The sequence below is a fragment of the [Roseibacterium] beibuensis genome, from assembly GCF_039542305.1.
GTDB lineage: Bacteria > Pseudomonadota > Alphaproteobacteria > Rhodobacterales > Rhodobacteraceae > Roseibacterium > Roseibacterium beibuensis.
Genome location: NZ_BAABHW010000001.1, coordinates 117,144 through 141,934 on the forward strand (window position 1 = coordinate 117,144; position 24,791 = coordinate 141,934).

At 66.0% G+C, this 24,791-nt stretch carries 26 protein-coding genes; 8 read left to right on the plus strand and 18 right to left on the minus strand.

The annotated features are described in order from the left end of the window. The 11 genes from ABD923_RS00560 to trpS all read right to left on the minus strand — a co-directional run bounded on the left by ABD923_RS00560 (window position 1) and on the right by trpS (window position 9,559). Complete coding sequence (locus ABD923_RS00560) at window positions 1-1,170, minus strand: ABC transporter permease (RefSeq protein ID WP_259547273.1); 1,170 nt, start codon at window positions 1,168-1,170, stop codon at window positions 1-3. A gap of 3 nt (window positions 1,171-1,173) precedes the next feature. Next, a complete protein-coding gene (locus tag ABD923_RS00565) occupies window positions 1,174-2,712 on the minus strand; it encodes an ABC transporter ATP-binding protein (protein WP_259547271.1) in 1,539 nt (512 codons plus the stop codon). A 131-nt stretch (window positions 2,713-2,843) separates the two neighbouring features. After that, the gene (locus tag ABD923_RS00570) at window positions 2,844-3,839 is read right to left on the minus strand and encodes a BMP family lipoprotein (protein ID WP_259547269.1); all 996 of its coding nucleotides are present in this window, start codon (window positions 3,837-3,839) and stop codon (window positions 2,844-2,846) included. Between the two features lie 167 nt (window positions 3,840-4,006). Beyond that, window positions 4,007-4,429 carry a GNAT family N-acetyltransferase gene (locus tag ABD923_RS00575; RefSeq protein WP_259547458.1) on the minus strand — a complete coding sequence of 141 codons (423 nt, stop codon included), beginning with the start codon at window positions 4,427-4,429 and terminating at the stop codon, window positions 4,007-4,009. Between the two features lie 2 nt (window positions 4,430-4,431). Then, entirely contained in the window at window positions 4,432-5,094 is a 663-nt protein-coding gene (tsaB, locus tag ABD923_RS00580) for a tRNA (adenosine(37)-N6)-threonylcarbamoyltransferase complex dimerization subunit type 1 TsaB (RefSeq protein WP_259547456.1), read from the minus strand. Continuing rightward, a complete protein-coding gene (locus tag ABD923_RS00585; RefSeq protein WP_259547268.1) occupies window positions 5,081-5,644 on the minus strand; it encodes a NifU family protein in 564 nt (187 codons plus the stop codon). The genes tsaB and ABD923_RS00585 overlap by 14 nt, the downstream gene beginning before the upstream one ends. A gap of 87 nt (window positions 5,645-5,731) precedes the next feature. Continuing rightward, window positions 5,732-6,181: a DUF2267 domain-containing protein gene (locus tag ABD923_RS00590; protein WP_345229376.1), complete on the minus strand. Its 450-nt coding sequence runs from the start codon at window positions 6,179-6,181 to the stop codon at window positions 5,732-5,734. A gap of 18 nt (window positions 6,182-6,199) precedes the next feature. Beyond that, complete coding sequence (locus ABD923_RS00595) at window positions 6,200-6,655, minus strand: universal stress protein (protein WP_259547266.1); 456 nt, start codon at window positions 6,653-6,655, stop codon at window positions 6,200-6,202. A gap of 69 nt (window positions 6,656-6,724) precedes the next feature. After that, complete coding sequence (locus ABD923_RS00600) at window positions 6,725-7,588, minus strand: branched-chain amino acid aminotransferase (RefSeq protein ID WP_259547265.1); 864 nt, start codon at window positions 7,586-7,588, stop codon at window positions 6,725-6,727. A 357-nt stretch (window positions 7,589-7,945) separates the two neighbouring features. After that, window positions 7,946-8,428: a VOC family protein gene (locus ABD923_RS00605; protein ID WP_259547264.1), complete on the minus strand. Its 483-nt coding sequence runs from the start codon at window positions 8,426-8,428 to the stop codon at window positions 7,946-7,948. Window positions 8,429-8,533: 105 nt separating this feature from the next. Further along, on the minus strand, window positions 8,534-9,559 hold the full coding sequence (gene trpS / locus ABD923_RS00610) for a tryptophan--tRNA ligase (RefSeq protein ID WP_259547263.1): 1,026 nt from the start codon (window positions 9,557-9,559) through the stop codon (window positions 8,534-8,536). A gap of 77 nt (window positions 9,560-9,636) precedes the next feature. Between trpS and ABD923_RS00615 the strand changes: the two genes are divergently transcribed. Next, window positions 9,637-10,347, plus strand: coding sequence for a rhomboid family intramembrane serine protease (locus tag ABD923_RS00615; protein ID WP_259547262.1), 711 nt, complete (start codon window positions 9,637-9,639; stop codon window positions 10,345-10,347). Here ABD923_RS00615 and murJ read toward each other — a convergent pair. Genes murJ through ABD923_RS00630 form a run of 3 tightly spaced genes read right to left on the minus strand, consistent with a single transcriptional unit; the run spans window position 10,344 to window position 15,917 of the window. Continuing rightward, the gene (murJ, locus tag ABD923_RS00620) at window positions 10,344-11,957 is read right to left on the minus strand and encodes a murein biosynthesis integral membrane protein MurJ (RefSeq protein ID WP_259547260.1); all 1,614 of its coding nucleotides are present in this window, start codon (window positions 11,955-11,957) and stop codon (window positions 10,344-10,346) included. The two genes, ABD923_RS00615 and murJ, sit on opposite strands and share 4 nt — an antisense overlap. 2 nt (window positions 11,958-11,959) lie before the next feature. Then, complete coding sequence (locus tag ABD923_RS00625) at window positions 11,960-14,788, minus strand: [protein-PII] uridylyltransferase (protein WP_259547258.1); 2,829 nt, start codon at window positions 14,786-14,788, stop codon at window positions 11,960-11,962. Next, entirely contained in the window at window positions 14,748-15,917 is a 1,170-nt protein-coding gene (locus ABD923_RS00630; RefSeq protein ID WP_259547256.1) for a penicillin-binding protein activator, read from the minus strand. Before ABD923_RS00630 ends, ABD923_RS00625 begins: the two co-directional genes overlap by 41 nt. A 129-nt stretch (window positions 15,918-16,046) precedes the next feature. On the opposite strand from ABD923_RS00630, the gene rsmI reads away from it, so the two are divergent. From rsmI to gshB, 3 genes are all read left to right on the plus strand, one after another. Continuing rightward, window positions 16,047-16,964 carry a 16S rRNA (cytidine(1402)-2'-O)-methyltransferase gene (gene rsmI / locus ABD923_RS00635; RefSeq protein WP_259547255.1) on the plus strand — a complete coding sequence of 306 codons (918 nt, stop codon included), beginning with the start codon at window positions 16,047-16,049 and terminating at the stop codon, window positions 16,962-16,964. A 38-nt stretch (window positions 16,965-17,002) separates the two neighbouring features. Further along, window positions 17,003-17,377, plus strand: a complete 375-nt coding sequence (locus tag ABD923_RS00640; protein ID WP_259547254.1) for a YraN family protein — start codon at window positions 17,003-17,005, stop codon at window positions 17,375-17,377. 69 nt (window positions 17,378-17,446) lie between these two features. Continuing rightward, window positions 17,447-18,385 (plus strand): glutathione synthase, encoded by a 939-nt coding sequence (gene gshB / locus ABD923_RS00645; RefSeq protein ID WP_259547253.1) that lies wholly within the window; start codon window positions 17,447-17,449, stop codon window positions 18,383-18,385. A 4-nt stretch (window positions 18,386-18,389) separates the two neighbouring features. Here gshB and ABD923_RS00650 read toward each other — a convergent pair whose 3' ends face one another. From ABD923_RS00650 to ABD923_RS00665, 4 genes are all read right to left on the minus strand, one after another. Continuing rightward, window positions 18,390-19,931 carry a YifB family Mg chelatase-like AAA ATPase gene (locus ABD923_RS00650; protein WP_259547252.1) on the minus strand — a complete coding sequence of 514 codons (1,542 nt, stop codon included), beginning with the start codon at window positions 19,929-19,931 and terminating at the stop codon, window positions 18,390-18,392. Window positions 19,932-20,052: 121 nt separating this feature from the next. Next, complete coding sequence (locus ABD923_RS00655) at window positions 20,053-20,733, minus strand: glutathione S-transferase (protein WP_345229377.1); 681 nt, start codon at window positions 20,731-20,733, stop codon at window positions 20,053-20,055. 58 nt (window positions 20,734-20,791) lie between these two features. After that, the gene (locus ABD923_RS00660) at window positions 20,792-21,370 is read right to left on the minus strand and encodes a histidine phosphatase family protein (RefSeq protein WP_310796381.1); all 579 of its coding nucleotides are present in this window, start codon (window positions 21,368-21,370) and stop codon (window positions 20,792-20,794) included. Continuing rightward, a complete protein-coding gene (locus ABD923_RS00665; protein WP_259547250.1) occupies window positions 21,364-21,921 on the minus strand; it encodes a bifunctional adenosylcobinamide kinase/adenosylcobinamide-phosphate guanylyltransferase in 558 nt (185 codons plus the stop codon). The genes ABD923_RS00660 and ABD923_RS00665 overlap by 7 nt, the downstream gene beginning before the upstream one ends. 104 nt (window positions 21,922-22,025) lie before the next feature. Between ABD923_RS00665 and ABD923_RS00670 the strand changes: the two genes are divergently transcribed. From ABD923_RS00670 to ABD923_RS00685, 4 genes are all read left to right on the plus strand, one after another. Then, a complete protein-coding gene (locus ABD923_RS00670) occupies window positions 22,026-22,907 on the plus strand; it encodes an RNA polymerase factor sigma-32 (protein ID WP_259547249.1) in 882 nt (293 codons plus the stop codon). Continuing rightward, window positions 22,907-23,071 carry a hypothetical protein gene (locus ABD923_RS00675; protein ID WP_259547247.1) on the plus strand — a complete coding sequence of 55 codons (165 nt, stop codon included), beginning with the start codon at window positions 22,907-22,909 and terminating at the stop codon, window positions 23,069-23,071. Before ABD923_RS00670 ends, ABD923_RS00675 begins: the two co-directional genes overlap by 1 nt. A 98-nt stretch (window positions 23,072-23,169) precedes the next feature. Then, window positions 23,170-23,982, plus strand: coding sequence for a ChaN family lipoprotein (locus tag ABD923_RS00680; protein ID WP_405048279.1), 813 nt, complete (start codon window positions 23,170-23,172; stop codon window positions 23,980-23,982). 36 nt (window positions 23,983-24,018) lie between these two features. Then, window positions 24,019-24,783, plus strand: coding sequence for a hypothetical protein (locus tag ABD923_RS00685; RefSeq protein WP_259547246.1), 765 nt, complete (start codon window positions 24,019-24,021; stop codon window positions 24,781-24,783). Window positions 24,784-24,791 lie beyond the last annotated feature (8 nt).

Consider the following 24,791-nt stretch of genomic DNA (forward strand, 5'->3'; position numbering starts at 1 on the left):
TCACTCCTCGCGTTGGGCGGCGGGTGCGCCGGTATGGGCCGCGTCGGGCTTGGGGTTTGGCGCCGCGGCGGCGGCCGCCGCCTCTTGCCGGCGGTGACGGGCGAGGAAGAAGGCCTCCATCGGCATCCGCACCATGTTGTCCAGCGCACCGGTGAACAGGATCACCAGCGCCTGGATGACCACGATCATCTCGCGGCTGACGGCGGGCATCTCGAATTCCAGTTCGGCCCCGCCCTGGTAGAGCGCCCCGAACAGCAGCGCGGCGAGGAACACGCCCACCGGATGCGACCGGCCCATCAGCGCCACGGCGATGCCGACGAAGCCCGCGCCCTGCACGTTGTCGATGACCAGCCGCTCGGCCTCGCCCATGACGCTGTTGGTCGCCATCATGCCGGCCAGCCCGCCCGAGATCAGCATCGAGATCATTACGATCTTCACCGGGTGGATACCGGCATAGACGGCGGCGGTTTCGGAATGGCCGAAGGCGCGGATCTCGTAACCCAGCCGGGTGCGCCAGATCAGCAGCCAGACGAAGACGCAGGCAAGAAGCGCCACGAAGAAGGACACGTTGAGCGGCGTCGAGGGGCGGAAGCCGAGGAAACCCGCGAATTGCGACGCGTTGGGCAGGTGCACGGCCTCGGGGAAGCGGGCGGTTTCGGGCGCCATGGAGCCCGGCACGCGGAACACGTTCACCAGCAAGTAGACCAGCAAGGCCGAGGCGATGAAGTTGAACATGATCGTGGTGATCACGATATGGCTGCCCCGTTTTGCCTGCAGATAGGCCGGGATCGCCGCCCAGGCCGCCCCTAAAACCGCAGACCCGATCACGGCGGCCAGCAGCGCGACGGACCAGTGTGGCCAAGGGATCGTCAGGCAAATGATCGCGACGCCGAGGCCCCCGAGCGCGGCCTGCCCCTCGCCCCCGATGTTGAACATCTTGGCATGGAAGGCGACGGCCACGGCCAGCCCGGTGAAAATGAAATTCGTGGTGTAAAAGAGCGTGTAGCCCCAGCCATAGGCGTTGCCGAAGGCGCCACGGACCATGATCTGCATCGCCTCGATCGGGCTTTCGCCGATGAAGATCACGACAAGGCCTGACACCAGAAGCGCCAGGATAACGCTGATCAACGGGATCAGGATGACATCGGCCCATTTTGGCATCTTGTCCATGGGTTACGCGGCCCCTTTGGTCATGCCGGCCATCATCAGGCCAAGCTCGTTTTCATCTGTTTGGTCGGGCAGGCGTTCGCCCATGATCTTGCCGTCGAACATGACCGCGATCCGGTCGCTGAGGCCCATGATCTCGTCCAACTCGACTGAGACCAGCAAGATCGCCTTGCCCTGATCGCGCAGCGCGATGATCTGGCGGTGAATGAACTCGATCGCGCCGATATCGACGCCGCGGGTCGGCTGTCCGACCAGCAACAGGTCGGGGTTGCGCTCCATCTCGCGGGCGACGACGATTTTTTGCTGGTTGCCGCCCGAGAAATTGCGCGCCGGCAGGCGCGGGTTGCGCGGGCGGACGTCGTATCGCTCCATCTTCTTGGCGGTGTCGGCCTTGATCGCGGCGTTGTTCATCAAGAAGCGATTGGCCTGGTAGGCCGGGTCGTGATGATAGCCGAAGGCCATGTTCTCCCACGCCTCGTAGGGCATGATCAGGCCTTCCGACTGCCGGTCCTCGGGCACATGGGCGATGCCACGGGCGCGGCGGGACTGACCGTCGGACTTCGCGCCGGTCAGGTCGATCTCGTCGCCGTTCATGCGCACGGTTCCGCCCTGTGCCGGGATCATGCCGCCCAGCACCTCCAGCAATTCGGATTGCCCGTTGCCCGCAACGCCGGCGATGCCAAGGATCTCGCCTGCACGGATCTGGAAGGAGATGCCCTTGAGCTTGTCGACACCGTGATCGCGCACGCGCAGGTTGTCGACCTCCAGCACGGTCTTGCCGGGTTTGGCCGGGGCCTTGTCGACCCGCAGCAGCACCTTGCGGCCCACCATCAACTCGGCCAGTTCGGCAGGAGAGGTGTCGGACGTCTTGACGGTGGCCGTCATCTGCCCGCGCCGCATGACCGACACGGTATCGGTCACCTCCATGATCTCGCGCAACTTGTGCGTGATCAGGATGATGGTCTTCCCCTCTTCCTTCAGCCGTTCGAGGATGCGGAACAGCTGGTCGGCTTCGGCCGGGGTCAGAACGCCGGTCGGCTCGTCAAGGATCAGGATTTCGGCCTGGCGGTAGAGCTGTTTGAGGATCTCGACGCGTTGCTGGTGACCGACGGACAGATCCTCGATCCTCGTGTCGGGGTTGACCTCCAGCCCGTATTCGGCAGCGAGGTCGGTCAGAAGCTTGCGCGCCTTGGAGATCGAGGGCTGCAGCATCGCGCCGTCCTCGGCCCCTAGGATGACGTTCTCGACCACGGTGAAATTCTCGACCAGCTTGAAATGCTGGTGGACCATCCCGATACCGGCGCGGATGGCGGCCTGGCTGTCGGGGATCGGGGTCAGTTGTCCGTTGATGCAAATCTCGCCCTTATCGGCCTTGTAGAACCCGTAGAGGATGGACATCAGCGTGGATTTTCCCGCGCCGTTCTCGCCCACGATGCCGTGGATCGTGCCCGGCTGGACGGAGATCGAGATGTCCTTGTTGGCCTGCACAGGGCCGAAGGCCTTGGAGATGCCGCGAAGCTCGATGGCGGGGGGTGTGTTGGTCATGGGCGACCCTTTGGCGGATGGGGGCGTGTCCTGATGGGAAACGGGCCGCGGGCGTGTGATGCCGCGGCCCGGTCCTGTTTTTCGGCGCATGCACCGGCGGGGGCAAGCCCTGCCGATGCGTCACACCCGCCTTATTGCATCTGCACCGGGCAGGTGCTGTCCTCGTAGATGTCGTGCACTTCGATCTCGCCGGCGATGATAGCGGCCCGCGCTTCGTCCACGGCGGCCATCATCTCTTCGGTGATCAGTTCTTCGTTATACTCGTCGAGGGCGTAGCCCACGCCCTCTTCGGCAAGGCCCAGAACCATCAGGCCCGGCTCGATTTCTTCACCGGCGGTGAAGGCGTTGTAGACGGCCACGTCGACGCGCTTGAGCATCGAGGTCAGCATGGAACCCGGGTGCAGGTAGTTCTGGTTCGAGTCGACGCCGATGCCGAACACGCCCGCGTCGGCGGCGGCCTGAAGAACACCGATACCGGTGCCGCCGGCGGCGGCATAGATCACGTCGGCGCCACGCTCGATCTGGCCGCGGGCCAGTTCACCGCCGCGCACCGGGTCGTTCCAGGCCGCCGGCGTGGTGCCGGTCATGTTGGCCAGAACGGTTGCGTCGGGGTTGGCGGCCACGGCGCCCTGGGCATAGCCGCAGGCGAAGCGCGAGATCAGCGGGATGTCCATGCCGCCGACGAAACCGACCGTGCCGCTTTCCGAGGCCATCGCGGCCAGCATGCCGACGAGGTAGGAGCCTTCATGCTCCTGGAAGATGATCGACTGCACGTTGGGCTGGTCCACCTCGGCGTCGATGATCACGAAGCTGGTATCGGGGTATTCCGGCGCGATCACGTCAAGGGTCGAGCCAAAGGCGAAACCGGCCATGACGATCGGGTTCGACCCGGCCTCGGCCAGGCGGCGCAGCGCCTGTTCGCGCTGGGCGTCGTTCTGAAGCTCGATCTCGCGATAGGTTTCGCCGGTTTCCTCGGCCCACATCTCGGCGCCGTTGAAGGCGGCCTCGTTGAAGGAGCGGTCGAACTTGCCGCCGAGGTCGAAGACGAGGGCCGGTTCGGCCAGCGCGCCCGTGGCAGTGATTGCCAGCGCGGCGGCCGCGCCGAGGAAGGACTTCATCATGCTCATGTGTATCTCCCGGTTGGTGCGGGCTGCACATTGAGGCAGGCAGCCCTCTCGCATCAAAGATCGTCACGATCCTCGGCGTGAATTAAGGGCAAAGGGACGGGGAAGGGTCAACCGGATTCTGCCATGTGGCGCCGATAGGATCGACGCATCGCAGGAGGAGCGCCGCGTCAGGCGGCGGCCGACAGCGCTTTGCACAGCAGGAGGGCATCGCTGCGAGATCCGTCAGGTTTTACGTAGTAGTTCGCGCGATGGCCGGCCTGCTCGAAGCCTGCCGAACCATACAGCGCAAGGGCCGGCGCGTTCGTCATGTCTACCTCGAGAAAGAGGCAGGACGCGCCAAGTGTCGCGGCACGGTCCAGCGTCTTGTCCAGAAGCGCGCGTCCCAGGCCTTGGCCCTGTTGGGCCGGGTCGATGACGATTGTCAGCAGTTCGGCCTCGGGCGCGATGACCTGGATCAGGGCGAACCCATGCGGTGCGGTGATGGCATGGGTGGTGGGCCGGTTAAGCAGGGCGGCGATTTCCGTCGCCGTCCACGGGCGGCTGTCGGGAAATGCCGCCGAGTAGAGCGCTGACATGACCTCGGGCGTCATGGTCACCCCGGAAGGATCACGGGGCCGGTTTCGCGCGACGGCGCGGCATCGGCAGGGCGGATATAGAGCGGCGCGGGGCGCGGAAGGTCCGGGTCCTGCCAGTGCTTCGCCGCGAGGCGGGCGATGGCGGATGCGGGGGCGTGGGCGGCCGGGGCGTGTGCCGCGCCAATTGACTGCGCGACCTCGTCGCTGCGCTGACCGACAACGGTAATCCCGGGCAGGGCCCAATCCCGCGCTTCGGACAGCGGCACGAGGTCCGGTCCCCGTTCGGCGCCGTCGGCGAAGCGTTGCAAATAGAGGTTGTCCCTGCGCGCATCGAGACAAGCCAGCATCGGGCGCGGCCCGTCAAGCGCAAGCGCATCGAGGAGCGTGACACCCACCGCCGGAATGCCCAGGGCCAAACCCAGACCGCGCGCGGCAGAGACCGAGATGCGGATGCCGGTGAAATTGCCGGGGCCGATCCCGACACCGATTGCATCGAGATCGCGAAGTGCTACGCCCGCCTCGTCCAGCACATCCTGGATCAGCGGCATCAGCCGTTCGGCCTGCCCCTTGCCCATCTCTTCATGGGCCGCCGAGATGACACGATTGCCCGACAGCAAAGCGGCCGCGCAATGCGCGGCCGATGTGTCGAAGCCCAGGATCAGCGGGTCAGACGGTGACAGGGCGCACCTCGACCACTTCGGGGATGTAGTGCCGCAGCAGGTTCTCGATCCCCATCTTGAGCGTCAGCGTGGACGAGGGGCATCCCGCACAGGCCCCCTGCATGTGCAGGTAGACCACGCCACGGTCGAACCCGTGGAAGGTGATATCGCCGCCATCCTGCGCCACGGCAGGACGCACGCGGGTGTCGAGGAGCGTCTTGATCTGGCCCACGATTTCGGCGTCTTCGCCATCATGATCGGCATGGCCACCGGCGGCCTGGCCTTCGCCTTCCATCACCGGCGCGCCGGATTGGAAATGCTCCATGATGGCGCCGAGGATGGCGGGTTTCACGTGATCCCAGTCCGTTCCCTCGGCCTTGGTCACCGTCACGAAATCGGTGCCGAAGAACACGCCCGTCACACCCGAGACAGCGAAGATCCGCCGCGCAAGCGGCGAGGAGCCAGCCGCATCGGCCGACGGGAAATCCGCGGTGCCTGACTCCAGCACGGACTGTCCGGGCAGGAATTTCAACGTCGCCGGGTTGGGAGTGGATTCGGTCTGAATGAACATGGGACGAGATCCTTATCGGTTTCGTCAGATATGCGGATGCGGCGGCGCGAAGTCAAGGTTTGGAATCGTTCTAAAATCGGCCCGCAGTCAGAACCCGTGCGCGGCAAGCGCCTCGGCGGAATATCCTTCGACGGACCAGAAGACCTCGGCCTCCGGGCCGATTGCCGCAAGGGCGCGGGCCAACGGAGTTGGCCCCACAGCCCGGTGCAGCGCCACCGAAACGGCCTCCAGCGCGCCGCCGGTGGCGAAGTTGTGGTCGGCTCGCAGCGCCTTGATTTCGGAAACATAGGTCGACACATCGGCCCAAGGCCGCGGGGGCGCGGGCCTCCACCCCTCGAAAAACAACGCACGGGGCATCGCCGGCAGGATCTGAGCGAAGTCTGCGGTCTCCTCGACCGTCAACCGGCCGCGAAAGGCACGAAACGCGCCTTCTGCCGTTGTATAGGCCACGTTGTCCGAAGCTGTGCCCATCACGTCGCGGATATCGGCGAGGAACCGGCGCCATTCGGTTTCGCTATGGCGGTATGTCCACGGCATCGGCATCTGCAGGCCCCCTCAGGTGATCTGTTCCAGTTGTTCCTTGCTCAACTCGACCGGGACGATGGTGATTGGCACCGGCAGGCTACCGGCGGTCTTGGTGAGTTTTGTCACCAATGGCCCCGGCCCGCCCTTATCCGTTCCGGCGCCCAGCACCAGCACGCCGATCTCGGGTGTTTCGCGGATATGGGCCAGGATCTCGTCCACCGGTTCGCCCTCGCGGATGACCAGAGTGGGATCGACGTGCTGCTTGTCGCGCATCCACTTGGCGAAGACGTTGAAATGCGCCTCGATGCGTTCGCGGGCCTCGGCGCGCATGACCTCTCCGACACCGATCCAATGGTTGAATTCATCGGGCGGGATCACCGACAGGATCTCGACTCCGGCCCCGGTATTGGCGGCCCGCATGGCGGCGAAGCGCATGGCATTGAGGCATTCGCGGGTGTCGTCGAGCACGACGAGAAACTTGCGCATCGGTCCATCCCTTCCCACCCCCGAGCATGGCGCGGGAGCGGGGGTGTTGCAACGGCCTTGTTGCCGTGATCAGGCGGTGGCGCGTGCCCACTCCCAGTAGAGGTCGTAGGCGCGCTTGGCGACGGGACCATGCTGGTAATGGGTGCCGTCGAATTCCGAGACCGGCGTGACTTTGTTGAGGTTACCGGTCAGGAAAACCTCGTCGGCGGTGCGGAAATCGTCAAAGGTCAGGACGGTTTCTACCACCTCGACCCCGTCTGCGCGCAGCAGTTCCATATGCCGTTTGCGCGTGATGCCCGGCAGGAAGGTGCCGTTCGGAATGGGGGTGTAGATGACGCCGTCGCGCACCATGAAAACATTGGCGCTGGCGCTTTCGGCGACATTGCCCATGGCGTCGGCGACAAGCGCGTTGTCGTACCCTTTCGACATGGCCTCGGCCAGCATCCGGGCGTTGTTCGGGTAAAGGCAGCCTGCCTTGGCATTGCAGACGTTGTCGGCCAGGACGGGGCGGCGGAACTGCGTGGTGGTCAGGCGGACGGTCTTGTTGGGATCGGCCATCGGGATCTCTTCCAGCGACACGCAGAAGCCCGCGGGCGACTCGGCCGGCAGGATGCCGAGCGCACCGCCGTCGATGCCCCAGAACATCGGGCGGATATACACCGCGGCGTCCTCGGGGTAGCGCTTCACGCCTTCCCAGACGATGTCGAAGATTTCCTGCGGGGTTTGGGCCGGGTGAAGCATCAGCGCGCGGGCCGAGTTCACGACACGCTCGCAATGGGCCATCAGGTCGGGGGCAAGGCCGTCGACATAGCGCGCGCCATCGAAGACAGTGGTGCCCAGCCACGACCCGTGGTCGGCTGCCCGCATGATCGGAACATCCGCATCATGCCAAGCGCCTTCGAAAAATGTCTTGATGTTCGTACCCGTAGCCATCTCGCCCTCCGAATTTCGAGGGCGAGACTAGGCCCGGATCAGGCGGAAGGTCCAGAGGTGAAACCCTGCTGGTATTCCATGGACGCACCGCTGCTATGCGCCTCTGTCTTGGTGGCCGGGCGTTTTACCGGACGGGATTGGACACGGGCCACACCGGCGCGCGCATCAAGGGCGGCGGTCCGGGTGGGGCGGGTCATGACGCGGTCAGCCGAACGGCGACCGGTAGGCACGTGGGTGCTCATGGCGGTTCTCCCCAAAAGGATCGTCGATTTCAGGATAGGCGAAACATAACCATCCGTTTGTAAAAGTCAAATGACAGCGGTGGCGCTAACGCTGCAATGCCGCAAAGACGTTACGTCACGCCTCGGCCAGAAGGGCGGGTATGTCCAACGGCGCATTGAACATCTCGATGTTTCCGTCGGAATCGCGCGGCCAGTCTTCCGGCGCGCGGTCGACATAAAGCTCGATCCCGTTCTGGTCGGGGTCGCGGAAATAGACGGCCTCGGACACGCCGTGATCGGCGGCGCCGTCCAGGCGCACGCCGGACCCCAGCACCTGTTTCAGCGCCTGCGCCAAGGCCGGGCGGTCGGGGTAGAGGAGCGCGAGGTGATACAAGCCGGTCGTGCCGGGGGCGGGCGGGGTGCCGCCACGGCTTTCCCAGGTGTTCAGGCCAAGATGGTGATGGTAGCCGCCCGCGGACAGGAAGGCGGCTTGATGGCCGAACTTCTGTATGAGCTCAAGCCCGAGAACCTCGCGATAAAAGGCGATCGAGCGGTCGAGGTCGGACACCTTGAGGTGGACGTGACCCACGCGGGTCTCGGGATGGGCTGTGTAGGACATCGCATATCTCCGTTCTTTCGAGCGGAGATATGCATTGTGCAGATGCGAAATGAAACAGACGCAAGCGCACCGGATTTGTGCATCCGTGCAGCGCGACGCGCGCCCTTAGCTGCGCAGCATGCCCACGATGTCGTAGGTCCGGTCGAGGATCGGGCCGGCGATTTCTCGCGCGCGCTCGGCGCCGCGTCCGAGGATGCGGTCAATCTCGGCCGGGTCGTTCATCAGCCGCGCCATCTCGGTCGAGATCGGGGCGAGCTGGTCCACCGCGACATCGGCCAGCGCGACCTTGAAATGTCCGAAGAGTGCGCCGGCATGCTGGTCCAGAACCTCTTGCTGCGTGATATCGGCCAGCGCGGCGTAGATATTGACGAGGTTGCGCGCGTCGGGGCGTCCCTCCAGCCCGTCCACCGTGTCGGGCAGGGGGTCGGGGTCGGTCTTGGCCTTGCGGATCTTCTTGGCGATCGCGTCGGCGCCGTCGGTCAGGTTGATGCGCGTCTTGTCCGACGGGTCGGACTTGGACATCTTCTTGGTGCCGTCCTGCAGGTTCATCACGCGGGTTGCTGCCCCGCCGATCACCGGTTCGGTGATGGGGAAGAACTCGACGCCGTAGTCATGGTTGAACTTGGCGGCGATGTCGCGCGTCAATTCCAGGTGCTGCTTCTGGTCCTCGCCCACGGGCACATGGGTCGCGTGGTAGATAAGGATATCGGCGGCCATCAGCGCGGGGTAGGCGAACAACCCGAGCGAGGCATTCTCGGCATTCTTGCCGGCCTTGTCCTTCCACTGGGTCATGCGGCCCATCCAGCCCATGCGCGCGACGCAGTTGAGGATCCAGGCCAGTTGGGTGTGCTCGGCCACCTGGCTCTGGTTGAAGAGCACGCTTTTCTCCGGATCGATCCCGGCGGCAATGAAACCTGCACACAGCTCGCGCGTATTGTTGCGCAATTCATTCGGATCGAGGCGCTTGGCGGTGATCGCGTGCAGGTCGACCATGCAGTAGATCGTCTCGTGCGTGCCTTCGTTCTGCATCGTCACGAAGCGTTTCATCGCGCCGAGATAGTTGCCCAGCGTAAGCCCGCCAGAGGGCTGGATGCCGGAGAAAACGCGCGGGGTGAACTGGGGCTCGGACATGGGACGCTCTTTGTTGTGCGGACGCGGCGCCCGATCCTCTGGCCAAGCGCCGCGGCATCGCTTACCCACGGGGGCAGATGGCGTCAACCGAAGGCCGTGCCGCGATGGAAGACCACAATGTTTCCCCTTTCAACGCCTTGCCGCCCGTCGTGGTGGCTTTGGCCGTGGTGATCGGGGGGCTGGAACTCCTGTTCCAGGCCGCGAGTGCCGGGTTTCTCGGCGGGCAGGGCGGTGTCGGCTGGCGCATCGCGGCGATGCAGGACTATGCCGTTCTGGACCAGGTCGCCGACTGGATGTGGGAGAACCGAAGCTTCCCGCCCGAGCACATGCTGCGCTTTCTCACCTATCCGCTGATCCATGGCGGCTTTGTCCATGCGGCTTTCGTGGTCGTCTTCATCCTTGCCATCGGCAAGATGGTGGCCGAGGTCTTTTCGCCCCTGGCCTTCGTGGTGATCTTCTGGCTGTCGGCCATGGCCGGGGCCCTGGCTTACGTGGCCTTCCTCAACAGCCCCTATCCACTGGTTGGCGGCTATCCCGGCGTTTACGGCCTGATCGGGGCGTTCACGTTCCTGATGTGGGTGGACCTGACCCACCGGGGCGGCAACCGTGCCCGCGCCTTCGGGCTGATCGGGATGCTTCTGGCGATCCAGCTGATCTTCGGTGTGCTCCAGGGCGATTTCGGGAATGTCGTTGCCGACCTGACGGGCTTTGCCGCCGGGTTCCTGCTGTCCTTCGTGGTCAGCCCCGGAGGCTGGCACCGCGTGCTCGGAAAGCTCCGCCAGCGTTAGGAGCGGCGCAGCGCCGTGCGGAACTCGGCCAGCCGGAACGCGCCAAGCCACTGGCCGATCGCGAAATAGATCACCACGCCGCCAATGACGAGAATGGCGAGCCCGATGTACCGCCACCCCGGCGTGCCAAGCAGCGGGCCGAGGACAAGGGCGGCAATCCAGAGCGCCACGCCCATCAGCAATGACGCAACGACGATGCGGGGCATCCGTGCGCGGAAGCGGTCGTCGAACCGGGCGACATCGCCCATGCCGTTCTTGCCGCGCAACAAAAGCCAGACCATCGCCCAGGCCGCCAGCGTGGTGCCAAGCGCGGCGCCGACGAAGCCGATGACCATGGCAAGGCCCACGGCCGCGACCGCGTTCACGACCATCGCGACCAAGGCATAGCGGAACGGTGTGCGGGTGTCCTCGCGCGCGAAATAGAGCGGTTGCAGCACCTTTTGCAGAACGAAGGCCGGCAGGCCGAGGCCATAGGCCGCCAGCGCCAGGGCGGTTGCCGCGGTATCGTCGGCCTCGAATGCTCCGCGTTCGAACAGGACGGAGACAAGCGGCACGGGCACGACGACCAGCGCCACGGCTGCGGGCACGGTCAGCGCAAGGCAGATCTCTCCCGCCCGGCTGAGCGCGTGGCGGCCTCCCTCGGCGTCGCCGGCTCGCAGGCGGCGCGACAGGTCGGGCAAAAGCACGATGCCGATCGCGATTGCGACCACGCCCAGGGGCAATTGATACAGCCGGTCAGCGAAACTGAGCCAGGAAATCGCCCCCTCTGCCGAGAAACTCGCCACCTGGCGGCCCACAAGCAGGTTGATCTGCACGACCCCGCCCGCCAGCATCGCGGGCAGCATGATCACGGCCAGCTTCTTCATGTCCGGCGTGAGGCGCGGCCAATGCGGCAGAAGGCGATAGCCGGCCCGCGCGGCAGCGACCCAGACCAGCGCCATCTGCGCGACGCCCGCAAAGAGGATGCCCCAGACCAGCACGGTGCCGTAATTCAGGCCGATCAGCTCCGCATCCTGCCCTGCGCCCTCGACATCGACCGTGACGCCGGACAACCACCCCTGATCCGTGGCAAGCAGCAGGCCGATCAGGATGACGTTCAGCAGGATCGGTGCCGCCGCAGCCGCGGCGAACCGGCCGGTGGAGTTCAGCAGCCCTGACAGCAGGGCGGCAAGCGAGATGAAGATGATATAGCCGAAGGCGATGCGTCCGAAATCGACGGCGAGGTCGAACCGCACATCCCCCGCAAAGCCCGAGGCCATGCCCAGGACGAACCACGGCATCGCCACTTGCGCGATCAGCGTCAGGGCAATCAGCACCGTCGCCAAAAGCGAAAAGGCATCGCGGGCGAAGCGCTTGGGGTCTTCCTCCCCCTCCAGCTTTTTCGAGAACATTGGCACGAAGGCGGTGTTGAACGCGCCCTCGGCAAAGAAACGTCGGAAGAGGTTTGGCAGCGCAAAGGCGACGAAGAACGCCTCCGAGACCGGCCCGACGCCCATGAAAGCCGCGATCAGGATGTCGCGCACGAAGCCGAGGACGCGGCTGCCGAGGGTCCAGCCACCCACGGTGATGAAACCGGCGATCAGACGGATCGGGCGCGGCCCGGGGCTCATGCTCAGGCCCCCGCCCGTTCGGCCACGCGCGCAATGGCGTCGCGCAGCTTGCGCTCAAGGCTTTCCTGCTTGGACTTGGTGTAGAGTTTCAGGCCGAACATGTCCTTGACGTAGAAGGTATCGACCACCTGCACCCCGTAAGTCGCGATCACGGCATGGGCGATGTAGATGTTGTTGTTCGCTAGCGTCTTGGTCAGGTCATACAGCAGGCCGGGCCGGTCGCGCGTATCCACCTCGATGATCGTGTAGATCTCGGAGCCTTCGTTGTCGAAGGCGATGTTGGTGGGCACGTCGAAGGGGCGTTCGCGCTTCTTGATCTTGTCGCGGCCTTCCAGCGCCTTTGAGGTTACGACCTCGCCCTTGAGGATCTTGCCGATCATGCCTTTCAGGCGCGGCAGTCGCGCGGCCTCGTAGGGGCTGCCTTCGGCATCCTGCACCCAGAATACGGCGGTCGCGTAGCCGTCCTTGGTCGTATAGGTGCGGGCGTCCACGACGTTGGCCCCGACAAGGCTCAGCGCCCCGGCGAGCCTCGAAAAGATGCCCGGATGATCGGACAGGGCAAAGCAGACGCGCGTGGCGTCGCGATCTTCGTCTTCTTTCGTGTCGATTCGGATTTCATCGGGATCGAGGCCGCGCAGCATATGCGCGAAATCGACCTGCGTGGCGAGGTCGAGGCCCTGCCAGTAGGGTCCGTAATGGCGGTCGATCTCGGTCTTGACCTCGGCCTTGCTCCACTCGTCGGACAGCGCGGCGCGCAAGGCGCGTTTGGCCTCGCCTTCGAGGTTCTCGCGGTTGAGATCCTCCAGCCCCGTCTCCAGCGCCGAGGCCGTCGCCCGGTAGAGCCCGCGCAGAAGCGTGGCCTTCCAATTGTTCCAGACACCGGGGCCGACGCCGCGGATGTCGCAGACCGTCAGCACGGTCAGCAGGTCCAGCCGGTCGCGTGTCTTCACCGCCTTGGCGAAGTCGCGCACCGTGCGCGGATCGGCGATGTCACGTTTCTGCGCCATGTCGGACATCAGCAGGTGATAGCGCACCAGCCATTCGACCGTCTCGCATTCGGCGGGTTTCAGGCCCAATCGCGGGCAAACCGAGCGGGCGATCCGCGCGCCGACGATGGAGTGATCTTCTTTCCGACCCTTGCCGATATCGTGCAGCAGGCAGGCAACGTAGAGCACCTTGCGGTTCACCCCGCGCTCCAGGATGCCGGAGGCGACGGGCAGTTCCTCGACCAATTCGCCGCGTTCGATCTGGGCCAGGTGCGAGATCACCTGGATCGTGTGCTCGTCCACCGTGTAGCTGTGATACATGTTGAACTGCATCATCGCGACCACGGGCGCGAATTCCGGGATGAAGGTCGCCAGAACGCCCAGCTCGTTCATGCGCCGCAGCGCGCGTTCCGGGTTGCCGTGTTTCAGCAGCAGATCGAGGAAGATGCGGCACGCCTCGGGGTCGCGGCGCATGCTGTCGTCGATCTGATCGAGCCGCGCGGAGACCTCGCGCATGGCGTCGGGGTGGATCAGGTAGCCCGTCCGCAGCGCTTCCTCGAACAGGCGCAGGATATTCAGCTTGTCGGCGAAGAACGCCTCGTCATCCTCGACCGTCAGGCGGTTCTGCTTGAGCCCGTAGCCCGGCTTCAGCTTCTTGCGTCGCGACCGCCCGCGCAGAAATCCCAGGATGCCGGGTTCCTGTTTGACATGGGCGGCTTCCAACGCGGTCAGGAAGATGCGGGTCAGTTCCCCGACCTTCGTGCCGTGCCGGAAGTAATCCTGCATGAAATGCTCGACCGCGCGGCGCCCGGAATGGTCGGTATAGCCAAGCCTTTCGGCCACGGCGACCTGGTTGTCGAAGGTCAACTGGTCCTGCGCCCGCCCCGCGATCAGGTGCAAATGGCAGCGCACGGCCCACAGGAACCGTTCGGCCGCGTCGAAGGCCGCGAATTCCTCGGGATGGAAGACGCCGATTTTCACCAGCTCGGACGCCCGCTCGACCCCGTGCTGGTATTTGGCGATCCAGTAAAGCGTCTGCAGGTCGCGCAGCCCGCCCTTGCCCTCTTTCACGTTGGGTTCCAGCATGTAGCGCTGGCCGCCCTGCTTGCGGTGGCGCGTGCTGCGTTCCTCCAGCTTGGCCTCGACGAATTCGCCGAGCGTGCTGGCAAAGAGCTGCTCGCGCAGGGCCGTTTGCAACTCGTCCGCGATCGCCTCCTCGCCGCAGATGAACCGCATCTCCAGAAGCGAAGTGCGAATGGTGATGTCGTCCCTGCCGAGGCGCAGGCATTCTTTCACCGTCCGGCTGGCATGCCCGACCTTCATGCGAAGGTCCCACAACATGTAAAGCGTCGCCTCGATCATCGTTTCGATGGCGGGCGTCATCTTCCACGGCGTGACAAAGAGAAGGTCCACGTCCGAATAGGGCGCCATCTCGCCGCGCCCGTAGCCACCCACGGCCATCACCGCCATGCGGTCCGAGTCCCCGGGCAGGGCGTTGGGGTGCAGGTGGGTTTGGACAATGTGCAGAACCTCGCGCACCAGCTGGTCGGTGAGATGCGCATAGGCCCGCGTCGCCCGCCGCGCCGCGAGCGGAGAGGTGTCGATGGCCGCCGCGATGGCCGCGCGGCCCGCGTCCTGCGCCTGTTGCAGGACCTTGACCGCGGCGCTGCGCGCGGCCGAGGCGTCGGCGGCCTTCTCGACAGCGGCATCGACCCGCGCGCGGATCGCGGCGGGGTCGAAGATGGCCGTTTCGGGGAGGATCAGTTCCCCCGGTGCGGACGGGATGGGAAGGCGCGGGTTCCGGTCAGAAACCGGGAGCGCTAAGGCGTCTTGGGGCGGGGTCAATGATGGCCACCTGGTTGTCGGTGATCTGGGCGATGGCCATGGCGCGCGAGATCGTGCCATCGGCCAGCAGGCGGAAGACGCCGTTCGCGCCCTGGAATTCTCCTGCGGTCAGGTCTGCTGCGCCAAGGCGTCCGGCACTGGCCGCGGTTTCCCCTGCCGCGCGGACCGCGTCGTATCCCAAGGCCGCAAGGTTATGCGGCGCTTCGCCGTAGCGGCCCTGGTAGCGGGCTTCGAAATCGGCGGTGGCCGACGGGTCGGGCAGGGCGAACCAGCCGCCCTGGAGGCCCGCGAATTCCAGCGTTTGCGGCGGGATATCCCACCGGGTCAGGCCCATGACCTGCACCGCGTCGGTGTCGAGCCCGTTTTCGGGCAGAAGCTGTGCGAAGAAGGGCAGGGCACCCGCCGAATCCGAGGTAAGGATCAACCCGTTCGATCCGTTCTCGCGCACGGCCGCGACGACCTGCGGCACCACGTTGATGACGCCGGTCTGCGAGAATTCGTAGGGGATGGTCGCCGCGATAGTCGCGCCCGACCGGGCGGCCGCGCTGCGCACCGAGTCACGCGCGACCTCACCGGCAAGGTTCGAGGCATGCACCAGCACGATGTTGCCGCTGCCCCGCTGGGCCGCGTAGCTGACCATGCGGGTCGCGGTATTGGCGAAGGTGTGGCCAAGGACAAAGACATTGCCGCCCGCGACCTCGGTGTTGTTCGAGAAGCTCAGCACGCTGACATTGGAACCGGCAACGGCCACGCCGACGGCGGCGGCGGCGTCCGAGCGCAGCGGCCCGAGGATGACATCCGCCCCATCGCGAACGGCCTCGCGCGCCACGTTGGCGGCGGTCGCGGCCTGACCGGCGGTGTCGTAAACGCTGATTTCCACGGTCACGCCCGACAGTTCGGCGGCGGCCAGACGCGCGGCGTTCTCCAGCCCGCGCGACACGATCGCGTCGCCGCCCTGGGTGGAGCTCATCGGCAGCAGCATGGCAACCTGCACCGTCTGTCCGCTCACGCGCGGGCCGGAGCCACCGCCGAGGCCGCCGCCGACCTGACAGGCGGCAAGAAAGGCGGTAACGACCAGAAGGCCCAGCACTCGGGCCGGGTTGCGGAGCGCGCGGAAAGCGGAAATCATCGAAACTTGTCCTCCGTGAGGCGCGAAAAACATTGAAAGGCAACCGGATGCCACCCTGTGGCAGGCTAGTTTCTCCGGTTGCGCAAGTAAACGCCGCTTGCACGAGGCGGTTGGAAGGGGTCATGGCCCATGGGCGAGGGCGAAAGCAAGCACCAGTTGCAAAAAACCGATCCGGGCGGCGGAGAGGTGCCGGTCGCGGCGGCCGCGCTTGCCGCCGGGCTGCATTTCGTGGCGACCCCGATCGGGACGGCGCGCGACATCACGCTCAGGGCGCTCGACACGCTGCGCGTGGCGGATGTGATCGCGGCGGAAGATACCCGGACTGCGCGCCGCCTGATGGAAATTCACGGCATCCCCCTCGGGGGGCGACCGCTGTTGCCCTACCACGATCACAACGGGGCCGAGATGCGGCCGCGCCTGATCCGGGCGCTGACGGAGGGCAAGCGCGTGGCCTATGTCTCGGATGCGGGCACGCCGCTGGTGGCCGATCCGGGCTATCAACTTGCCCGCGCGGCGATCGAGGCGGGGCTGCCGGTGACGGCGGCACCGGGGCCATCGGCGGCGCTGGCCGCGCTGACGATTTCTGGCTTGCCCTCGGACCGGTTCCTGTTCGCGGGCTTCCCCCCGCCGCAGGCCGGGGCGCGCAAAAGCTGGATCGCCGGGCTGGATGCGTCAGGCGCGACGGTGATCCTGTTCGAAAGCCCCAAGCGGATTCATCGTTTGTTAGGGGAATTGTGCGAGTCTCTGGGCGAGGATCGTCAGGCGGCGCTGTGTCGGGAACTGACCAAACGATTCGAAGAGGCGCGGCGCGGCACGCTGGCCGAGTTGCGAGACAGCGTCGGGGCCGTGCCGCCCAAGGGCGAGATCGTGCTTGTGCTGGATCGCGCAGGTGCGGCGGAGACGAGCGAAGAGGATCTGGACGCCGCCTTGCATGACGCCTTGTCGCGGCTTCGGGTCAAGGATGCCGCCGCCGAGGTGGCCGAGCGTCTTGGCCTGCCCAGGCGCGATGTCTACCAGCGTGCGCTGGCGTTGAGAGAGAAAGACTAGCTCGGGCGCAGGTCGCCCGGGACCGAAAGGAACGGGCAATGGCGAATGCGAAACGGATCGAGCGCGGCCAACGGAATTTCCACGCCGGACAGGCCGCCGAGGAACAGGTCGCGCGCCGCTACGAGCGGGATGGGCACCGTATCCTTTCGCGACGCTGGCGGGGGCCTTTGGGCGAGATCGACCTCATTGCCGAGAAGGACGGGGAAACCGTCTTCGTCGAGGTGAAATCGGCGGCGGATTTCTCGACGGCGGCGCAGTCGCTGACGCGGCGCCAGATCGACCGCCTGCTGCGGAGCGCCGAACACTACATCGGGGCCTTGCCGACGGGTTCGCTTACGCCGATGCGGTTCGACGTGGCCTTGGTGGATCGCTCCGGGCGCATGGAAATTCTGCCCAACGCGTTGATGACATGATGGCGCGCCATTGCCTCTCGGGGTGCAGCGCGCCATGTATGGCGCCGACACGGCCGTCGGAGGGTGACAATGAAAGTGGCATTCCAGATGGATCCGATCGGATCCGTCGACATCAACGCGGACAGCACGTTCCGCCTCGCCGAAGAAGCGCAGGCGCGCGGCCACGAGATGTGGGTCTACACGCCCGATCACCTTTCCTACCGCGAGGGCCGCGTCATGGCGCGCGCCCAGAGCCTGCGGGTCCAGCGCGTGCAGGGCGATCATGCCGACCTCGGGCCGGTTGCCGATATCGATCTGGGCGAGATGGACGTGGTCTGGCTGCGGCAGGACCCGCCTTTCGACATGGGTTACATCACCACGACGCACCTGCTGGACCGGCTCAAGGGGCAGGCGCTGGTGGTGAACGACCCGTTCTGGGTGCGCAACTCGCCGGAAAAACTGCTGGTGCTGGATTTCCCCGATCTGACCCCGCCCACCGCCATCGCCCGCGACATCGAAGTGTTGCGCGAGTTCAAGGAAAAGCACGGCGATATCATCCTCAAACCGCTCTATGGCAATGGCGGGGCGGGCGTGTTCCGCCTCGACCCGAACGACCGGAACCTGACCTCGCTGCACGAGCTTTTCACCGGCATGAGCCGCGAGCCCTTGATCGTCCAGAAATTCCTGCCCGACGTCTCGGCTGGCGACAAACGCATCATCTTGGTGGACGGTGAACCGGTCGGTGGGATCAACCGCGTGCCCGCCAAGGGCGAGACCCGGTCGAACATGCATGTCGGCGGCCGCCCCGAGAAAACCGACCTGACCGAGCGGGAGCGCGAGATCTGCGCAATCATCGGGCCGCGCCTGAAGGAGATGGGGCAGGTTTTCGTCGGCATCGACGTGATCGGCGGCTACCTGACCGAGATCAACGTGACCTCGCCCACCGGCATACAGGAACTCGAACGCTTCGACGGGGTCAATGTGGCCGGCCAGATCTGGGAGGCGATCGAAGCACGCCTCGCCGGGTGAGCGGTCACATCGACGGCGCCCCGATCAGCCGGTAGCCGACCGCCTCGGCGATATGGGGCTGTCCGACCGTCTCGGCCCCGTCGAGATCCGCAATGGTCCGGGCCAGCCGCAGCACGCGGTGATAGCCCCGGGCGGTCAGGCGGAACTTCTCGGCCGCCTTGAGCAGCAGGTCCTTGCCCGCCTTGTCCGGAGTTGCGATCCGGTCAAGAAGCGCGCCTTCGGCATCGGCATTCACGCGGGCGGTGACGCCGATCTCGGCAAATCGCGCGCTTTGGATGTCGCGCGCCGCGGCGACGCGTTTCGCGATCTCGGCCGACGTGTCGCCCGAGGGCGGCAGGTCGAGATCGGCATAGCTGACCGGCGGCACCTCCAGCCGCAGGTCGAACCGGTCCATCAGCGGCCCCGAGATCTTTCCCATGTACTCCGCCCCGCATTGCGGCGCGCGGCCACAGGCCTGGCCCGCGTCGTAGAGTTGCCCGCAGCGGCACGGGTTGGCGGCGGCGATCAACAGGAAGCGGCAGGGATAGGTGACATGGGCATTGGCGCGGGCGACCACGACCTCGCCGGTTTCAATCGGTTGGCGCAGGGTTTCCAGAACGGCCCGGGCGTATTCCGGAAACTCGTCAAGAAACAGCACGCCGTTATGGGCCAGGCTGATCTCGCCGGGTTTCGCGCCACGCCCGCCCCCCACCACCGCGGCCATCGAGGCCGTGTGATGCGGCGCGCGGTAGGGCCGCGTGCGGGAAATGCCGCCCTCGTCGAGCAGCCCCGCAAGCGACTGGATCATCGAGGTTTCCAGTGCCTCGGGGGCCGAGAGCGGCGGCAAAATCCCGGGCAGGCGCGCGGCCAGCATGGATTTGCCCGATCCCGGCGAGCCGACCATCAGCATGTGGTGGCGCCCGGCGGCGGCGATCTCCAAGGCGCGTTTGGCGCGCTCCTGTCCGCGGACCTCTGACAGGCAGCCCGTGGTTGGATCATCACGGATCTCGCCGGGGCGGGCCGGGTCCAGCGGCGCACGGTCGGTCAGATGGGCGATCAGGTCGGCGAGGCTTTTGGCGGCAAAGACCGGCGTGGCGCCGACCCAGGCCGCCTCGGCCCCGCAGGCGGCGGGGCAGAGCAGGACGCGGTCGTCTTCGCCGGCGGCCAGCGCCGTCGGCAGCGCCCCGATGACGGGCACGAGGCGCCCGTCCAGCGACAATTCTCCAAGGGCCACGGCCTCCTCGACCCGGTCGGGAGGCAGGATGCCGAGGGCGGCGAGCAGCGCCAGTGCGATCGGCAGGTCGAAATGCGAGCCTTCCTTGGGCAGGTCGGCCGGCGACAGGTTCACCGTGATCCGCTTGGATGGCAGCGCGATGGCCATGGCCTGCAGCGCGGTGCGCACCCGTTCGCGCGCCTCGGACACGGCCTTGTCGGGCAGGCCCACCACGGCAAAGCCCGGCAGCCCGGCGGTGACCGCGCATTGCACCTCGACCCGGCGGGCGTCCAGCCCTTCGAAGGCGACGGTATGGCAGCGCGCAAGCGCCTCGGGGCTGGGACTGTCGAACATGGCGACAGTCTTCGCCCGGCTTGGTTAGGAAATGATTAACACCACCATCGGCGCGACACGTTTTCCTCAAGGAAAACGGCCCGGAAAACTCGAGTTTTCCGGTCGCGCCCCGGGTGTCGGCTCAGCCTGGTATCGGGAAGGGCAGGCGCGGCAGACCCATATCGTATTTCGCGACTTCGTCATCCTCGACCAGTCCCGCCTCGCGCCATTCGATAATAGCGGGGTGGGCCAGTTGCGTGGTCACGTAGCTCTGTGTCAGCGGATCGACCGGCAGGCCATAGCCCGCGATCCGGATGGCGACGGGGGCGAAAAAGACATCGGCAAGGGAATAGTCGCCATAGAGGTAAGGCCCGCCCGAGCGCGCCAATGCCTCGGACCACAGGGCTTGCAGCCGGTCGAGATCGGCCTGCACCGCGGCGCTGACCTCGAACCCGTCCCATGCCGTGCGCAAATTCATCGGGCAGGCGTTGCGCAGGGCCGTGAAACCGGAATGCATCTCGGCGATCAGGCTTTGCGCCTCGGCCCGCGCGATCGGGTCATCCGGCAGCAATCCCTTCTCGGGGAAGGTTTCGGCAAGGTGCCAGGCGATGGCGAGGCTGTCGGTCAGGATGCCGCCTTCGGGCGTGCGCAGAACCGGAACGGTCCCCCCGCCGCCAAACGCCGCGACCTCTGACGCGAAAGCGTCGGAATAGATGACGGTGGAAGACAGATCGACGGGAATGCCAAAGGCCGCGAAAGGGAGCCATCCGCGCAGGGACCAGGAGGAATAGCTGCGCTGGCCGATCAGGAGTGCATAAGCCATGGCGGCATAGGCGCAGGGGCGCGCGTCGGCGTCAATCGCCATTCGCTGATCGTGCCGATCAGGGAAGGTGATTGATGGCGGCAATGCGCCAGCCGTCGTCGCCGAGATGAAGTTCGGTGACCGACAGCGTGTCGATCCGGTGCGAGAGCGCCTTTTCGGGCGCAAGGCCGCCCGCGCGGCTGAGATGGGTGAGGATGGCGCCGAAATGGCTGACCGCGATCAGGTCGCCCTCCACCTGTCCGATCAGCCTGTCGATCGCGGAGGAGACCCGCGCGGCAACGGCGTTCCAGCTTTCGCCCCCGGGTGGGGCGGTGTCGCCCGGCTGTTCCCAGAAGGTGCGGGACAGGTCCGGGTCGCGGGCGGAAACGTCGTCGAACTGCATCCCGTCCCACAGGCCGAAATCAAACTCGCGCAGGGCCGGGTCATGGGGCAGGCGAACACGCTCGGCCATGATGGCATCGGCCGTGGCGACCGCGCGCCGGAGATCGGAGGAGACGACCGTGGCCGTCCGGGGCAGATAGGCGTCCAGCCGCGCAAGCGCCTGTCGATCCGACAGGTCGGCGGGCACATCGCGCCACCCGGTCATGGTGACTTGGTGGGTCGGCCCGTGTCGGACCCAGCAGAGCCGCCTCACCATGGCGTCGGTGTCTCCATGTCGGGCAAGGGTGCCCCGCCCTTCAGGACCAAGGGCAGGCCGGCGGTGACCTGGACCACCAGATCGGCCTGCGCGGCGAGTTGCTGGTTCAATCGCCCCAGGGCCTGTTGAAATTGGCGCCCCGGGTCTCCGTCCGGTGCGACCCCTCCGGTGACATCGTTCGTGACCAGAACGACGGGCGCGGGCAGTTGGTCGAGCACGTCTTCAAGCAGAGCGGCCTCTTCCTCGATGTCGGTGTCGCTTCGTATCTGGTTCGACAGCCAGTAGGTCACACAATCGACCAGCGCGACCTCTTCGACCTCGATCTGAGCGAGCGCCCGGGCAAGGTCGCGCGGCGCTTCGACGGTACGCCAGCCCTGCCCGGAGCGGCGGGTGCGGTGCACGTCGATCCGCGCCGCCAGATCCGCATCATCGGCTTGGGCCGTGGCGAAATAGACCTTGGCTAGGCCCGAGCGGCGCACAAGCCTTTCTGCAAAGGCGGATTTGCCCGAGGCCGCGCCTCCAATGGCAAGTGTGATGGGGGGAAGCTGCAATTTTCTTTCCCGAGAAGTGATCCGGACGCGAAGACGTTGCGTAACAGGAATGATCGCGGCTTGCGAGCGAAACAGCAAAAGCAACGAACCGGGGGGTTCTGACGATGGCTTTCGACATGGGTGGAGACCAATCTCTGTCACGGCGCGCCATGAAGGCGGAGTTGCTGGACGCGGAGACGGAATTGCAACTGGCCTACGCGTGGCGCGACCACCGCGACGAACAGGCGCTGCATCGGCTGGTGACGGCCTACATGCGGTTGGCGATCTCGATGGCGGCCAAGTTCAAACGCTACGGCGCGCCGATGAACGACCTGATCCAGGAAGCCGGGCTTGGCCTGATGAAAGCGGCCGACAAGTTCGACCCGGATCGCGGCGTGCGCTTCTCGACCTACGCGGTGTGGTGGATCAAGGCCTCCATTCAAGATTACGTGATGCGCAACTGGTCGATGGTGCGCACCGGCTCGACCTCGTCTCAGAAATCGCTGTTCTTCAACATGCGCCGGGTTCAGGCCCGGCTGGAGCGGGAAGCGCTGGCGCGGGGGGAGAACCTCGACAAGCACCAGATGCGTCAGATGATCGCCACCGAAGTGGGCGTGCCGCTGCATGACGTCGAGATGATGGAAGGTCGCCTTGCCGGCTCCGATTTCTCGCTGAACGCCACCCAATCCGTCGAGGACGAGGGGCGCGAATGGATCGATGCGCTGGAAGATGACAGCGCCCAGGCGGCCGACCTTGTGCAGGACACGCATGACAACGAACAACTGCGCGAGTGGCTGATCACTGCGATGCAGGCCCTGAACGAACGCGAACGGTTCATCGTCCGCGAGCGCAAGCTGCGCGAGGAGCCGCGGACGCTGGAAAGCCTCGGCAACGAGCTTGGCCTGTCGAAGGAACGCGTGCGCCAGCTCGAGGCCGCCGCCTTCGGCAAGATGCGCAAGAACCTCGAAGCGCAGTCGAAGGAGGTTCTGTCGTTTTTCGCCGCCTGATGCTCCACGCACCCTTGGCGCTGATTGCCGGACTGTTCGCCGGATCCTTCCTGTGGTTGGCGCCGCAGGGAGGGTTGGATGCTGGTCCGACGGGGATCGCGGCAGAGGCGGCTCAAGGGGGTATCGCCCCGCAGCCGATCCGCCAGATGGCGATGTTCGACTAGGACCAGGCAGACAGATGGTCGCGCGGCCTTGCCGGGCGACCGACCATGGCGCATGTGCCAAAAGCTCACCCATTCCAAGCCTTTGACGGGAGCCGCACATGTTTCGCTTTGTTTTTCCGATCCTGATGGCCACATCCGCCCTGCCCGTCGCGGCATCGGAGGTTGCGGACGCGGTCGCCCTGTCCGAGGCGGCGCAGGGTGCCGACGTGATCATCCTGGGCGAGGTGCATGACAATCCCCACCATCACGCCTTGCAAGCCGATGCGGTTGCCGCCATCGGCCCGACCGCCCTGGTGTTCGAGCAGCTGACCGAAGCGGCAGCGGCCAGCGTGACCCCGGAACTGGCCGGTGACGCCGCGGCCCTGGAAGAGGCGCTGAACTGGGCTGAAAGCGGTTGGCCGGATTTCTCGTATTACTATCCCCTGATCGCCTTTGCCCAAACCGGTCCCATCTACGGCGCGCAGGTTGGGCGAGAGGCGGCGCAGGCGGCCTTTGCGGATGGCGCGGCAGCGGCATTCGGCCCGGACGCCGGGCGCTATGGCCTGACCACCGCCTTGACCGAGGAAGAACAGGCCACGCGCGAGGCCGAACAGATGGCGGCGCATTGCGACGCCCTGCCGGAAGAGATTCTGCCCGGATTTGTCGAGGCGCAGCGTTTGCGCGACGCGGCCCTTGCCGCGGCCACGCTGGAGGCATTGGAGGCGCATGGCGGGCCTGTTGTCGTCATCACCGGCAATGGCCATGCCCGGCGCGATTGGGGCATCCCTTCGATCCTTTCCGTTGCGGCCGCTGACCTGAACGTGGTCAGCCTCGGGCAGTTTGAAGAGACGCCTCAGGGCGATATCCCGTTTGACCTCTGGGCCGTTGCGGACCCGGTCGAGCGGCCCGACCCCTGCGCGGCGTTTCGCTGACTTGTTCTGCGCCCGCGACGTCGCCATTTCGGTCGGATGAGCTATGCGCGCTTTGTCCAGGGCCTTTTCCGGCTAAGCCTGATCGGATTTGCCACGGTCCTCGCGATTTATGCCGCGATGATCGCGTTGATCGCATGGCCTGCGCCGCTGTTCTCGCATGAGCGAACGGGTGGGGCGTTGACCTTCCACTCGGACGTCCCGCTGCCGCCCTCGGCCGAGGTCATGGGCCGGGAGGTGACGGCGCTCTTGGCGGCCTCGCCCCTTGGTCCGCCCGAAGAGGTTCATGTCTGGCTGGTCGAGGACGGTCTGGCGCTGCGGCTCTTTTTCGCAGGGTCCCCGCGTGCCTCTGGCCTGACCTACCCGGTGGCGTCGCTCGACAACATCTTCTTGCGTCACGCGGATTTCGACCGGAACCGGCTGGTGCGCGCGGGTCAGGCGCTGCCGCCGCCCCGCACGCTCAGCTACTACATCGTGCACGAGGCGACGCATCTGCAATTGTCGCGCTACGCAGGCCGCTTCGCCGTGCCGCGCATCCCGCGCTGGATCAACGAGGGATTTGCCGACTATGTCGCGCTGGGTCCGGCCACGCCCGACATGGTGGCCCGGGCAAGCCAAGGGCGTCCCCTGCCGCGAGAGGCTTTTGGAAGCTACCCGCAGGAACGGGTCTGCGTCACGCTGGCCCTGGAGCGGCTGGCCGGTGATCTGGATGCGCTGCTGGCCCTGCGGAACGAAATGGGCGCGGACGGGGCCTGTCCACTGGTGCCGCAATTCGGCATTGCCCCGGTCGGGGCCGCCACCTAACCTGCCGC

Excerpts from the sequence above, each read along its gene's own strand:
- ABD923_RS00560 (WP_259547273.1), bottom strand. The coding sequence starts at position 1,170 with ATGGACAAGATGCCAAAATGGGCCGATGTCATCCTGATCCCGTTGATC.
- ABD923_RS00565 (WP_259547271.1), bottom strand. The coding sequence starts at position 2,712 with ATGACCAACACACCCCCCGCCATCGAGCTTCGCGGCATCTCCAAGGCC.
- ABD923_RS00570 (WP_259547269.1), bottom strand. The coding sequence starts at position 3,839 with ATGAGCATGATGAAGTCCTTCCTCGGCGCGGCCGCCGCGCTGGCAATC.
- ABD923_RS00575 (WP_259547458.1), bottom strand. The coding sequence starts at position 4,429 with ATGACGCCCGAGGTCATGTCAGCGCTCTACTCGGCGGCATTTCCCGAC.
- ABD923_RS00585 (WP_259547268.1), bottom strand. The coding sequence starts at position 5,644 with ATGTTCATTCAGACCGAATCCACTCCCAACCCGGCGACGTTGAAATTC.
- ABD923_RS00590 (WP_345229376.1), bottom strand. The coding sequence starts at position 6,181 with ATGCCGTGGACATACCGCCATAGCGAAACCGAATGGCGCCGGTTCCTC.
- ABD923_RS00595 (WP_259547266.1), bottom strand. The coding sequence starts at position 6,655 with ATGCGCAAGTTTCTCGTCGTGCTCGACGACACCCGCGAATGCCTCAAT.
- ABD923_RS00600 (WP_259547265.1), bottom strand. The coding sequence starts at position 7,588 with ATGGCTACGGGTACGAACATCAAGACATTTTTCGAAGGCGCTTGGCAT.
- ABD923_RS00605 (WP_259547264.1), bottom strand. The coding sequence starts at position 8,428 with ATGTCCTACACAGCCCATCCCGAGACCCGCGTGGGTCACGTCCACCTC.
- trpS (WP_259547263.1), bottom strand. The coding sequence starts at position 9,559 with ATGTCCGAGCCCCAGTTCACCCCGCGCGTTTTCTCCGGCATCCAGCCC.
- ABD923_RS00615 (WP_259547262.1), top strand. The coding sequence starts at position 9,637 with ATGGCGTCAACCGAAGGCCGTGCCGCGATGGAAGACCACAATGTTTCC.
- murJ (WP_259547260.1), bottom strand. The coding sequence starts at position 11,957 with ATGAGCCCCGGGCCGCGCCCGATCCGTCTGATCGCCGGTTTCATCACC.
- ABD923_RS00630 (WP_259547256.1), bottom strand. The coding sequence starts at position 15,917 with ATGATTTCCGCTTTCCGCGCGCTCCGCAACCCGGCCCGAGTGCTGGGC.
- rsmI (WP_259547255.1), top strand. The coding sequence starts at position 16,047 with ATGGGCGAGGGCGAAAGCAAGCACCAGTTGCAAAAAACCGATCCGGGC.
- ABD923_RS00640 (WP_259547254.1), top strand. The coding sequence starts at position 17,003 with ATGGCGAATGCGAAACGGATCGAGCGCGGCCAACGGAATTTCCACGCC.
- gshB (WP_259547253.1), top strand. The coding sequence starts at position 17,447 with ATGAAAGTGGCATTCCAGATGGATCCGATCGGATCCGTCGACATCAAC.
- ABD923_RS00650 (WP_259547252.1), bottom strand. The coding sequence starts at position 19,931 with ATGTTCGACAGTCCCAGCCCCGAGGCGCTTGCGCGCTGCCATACCGTC.
- ABD923_RS00655 (WP_345229377.1), bottom strand. The coding sequence starts at position 20,733 with ATGGCTTATGCACTCCTGATCGGCCAGCGCAGCTATTCCTCCTGGTCC.
- ABD923_RS00660 (WP_310796381.1), bottom strand. The coding sequence starts at position 21,370 with ATGGTGAGGCGGCTCTGCTGGGTCCGACACGGGCCGACCCACCAAGTC.
- ABD923_RS00670 (WP_259547249.1), top strand. The coding sequence starts at position 22,026 with ATGGCTTTCGACATGGGTGGAGACCAATCTCTGTCACGGCGCGCCATG.
- ABD923_RS00675 (WP_259547247.1), top strand. The coding sequence starts at position 22,907 with ATGCTCCACGCACCCTTGGCGCTGATTGCCGGACTGTTCGCCGGATCC.
- ABD923_RS00680 (WP_405048279.1), top strand. The coding sequence starts at position 23,170 with ATGTTTCGCTTTGTTTTTCCGATCCTGATGGCCACATCCGCCCTGCCC.
- ABD923_RS00685 (WP_259547246.1), top strand. The coding sequence starts at position 24,019 with ATGAGCTATGCGCGCTTTGTCCAGGGCCTTTTCCGGCTAAGCCTGATC.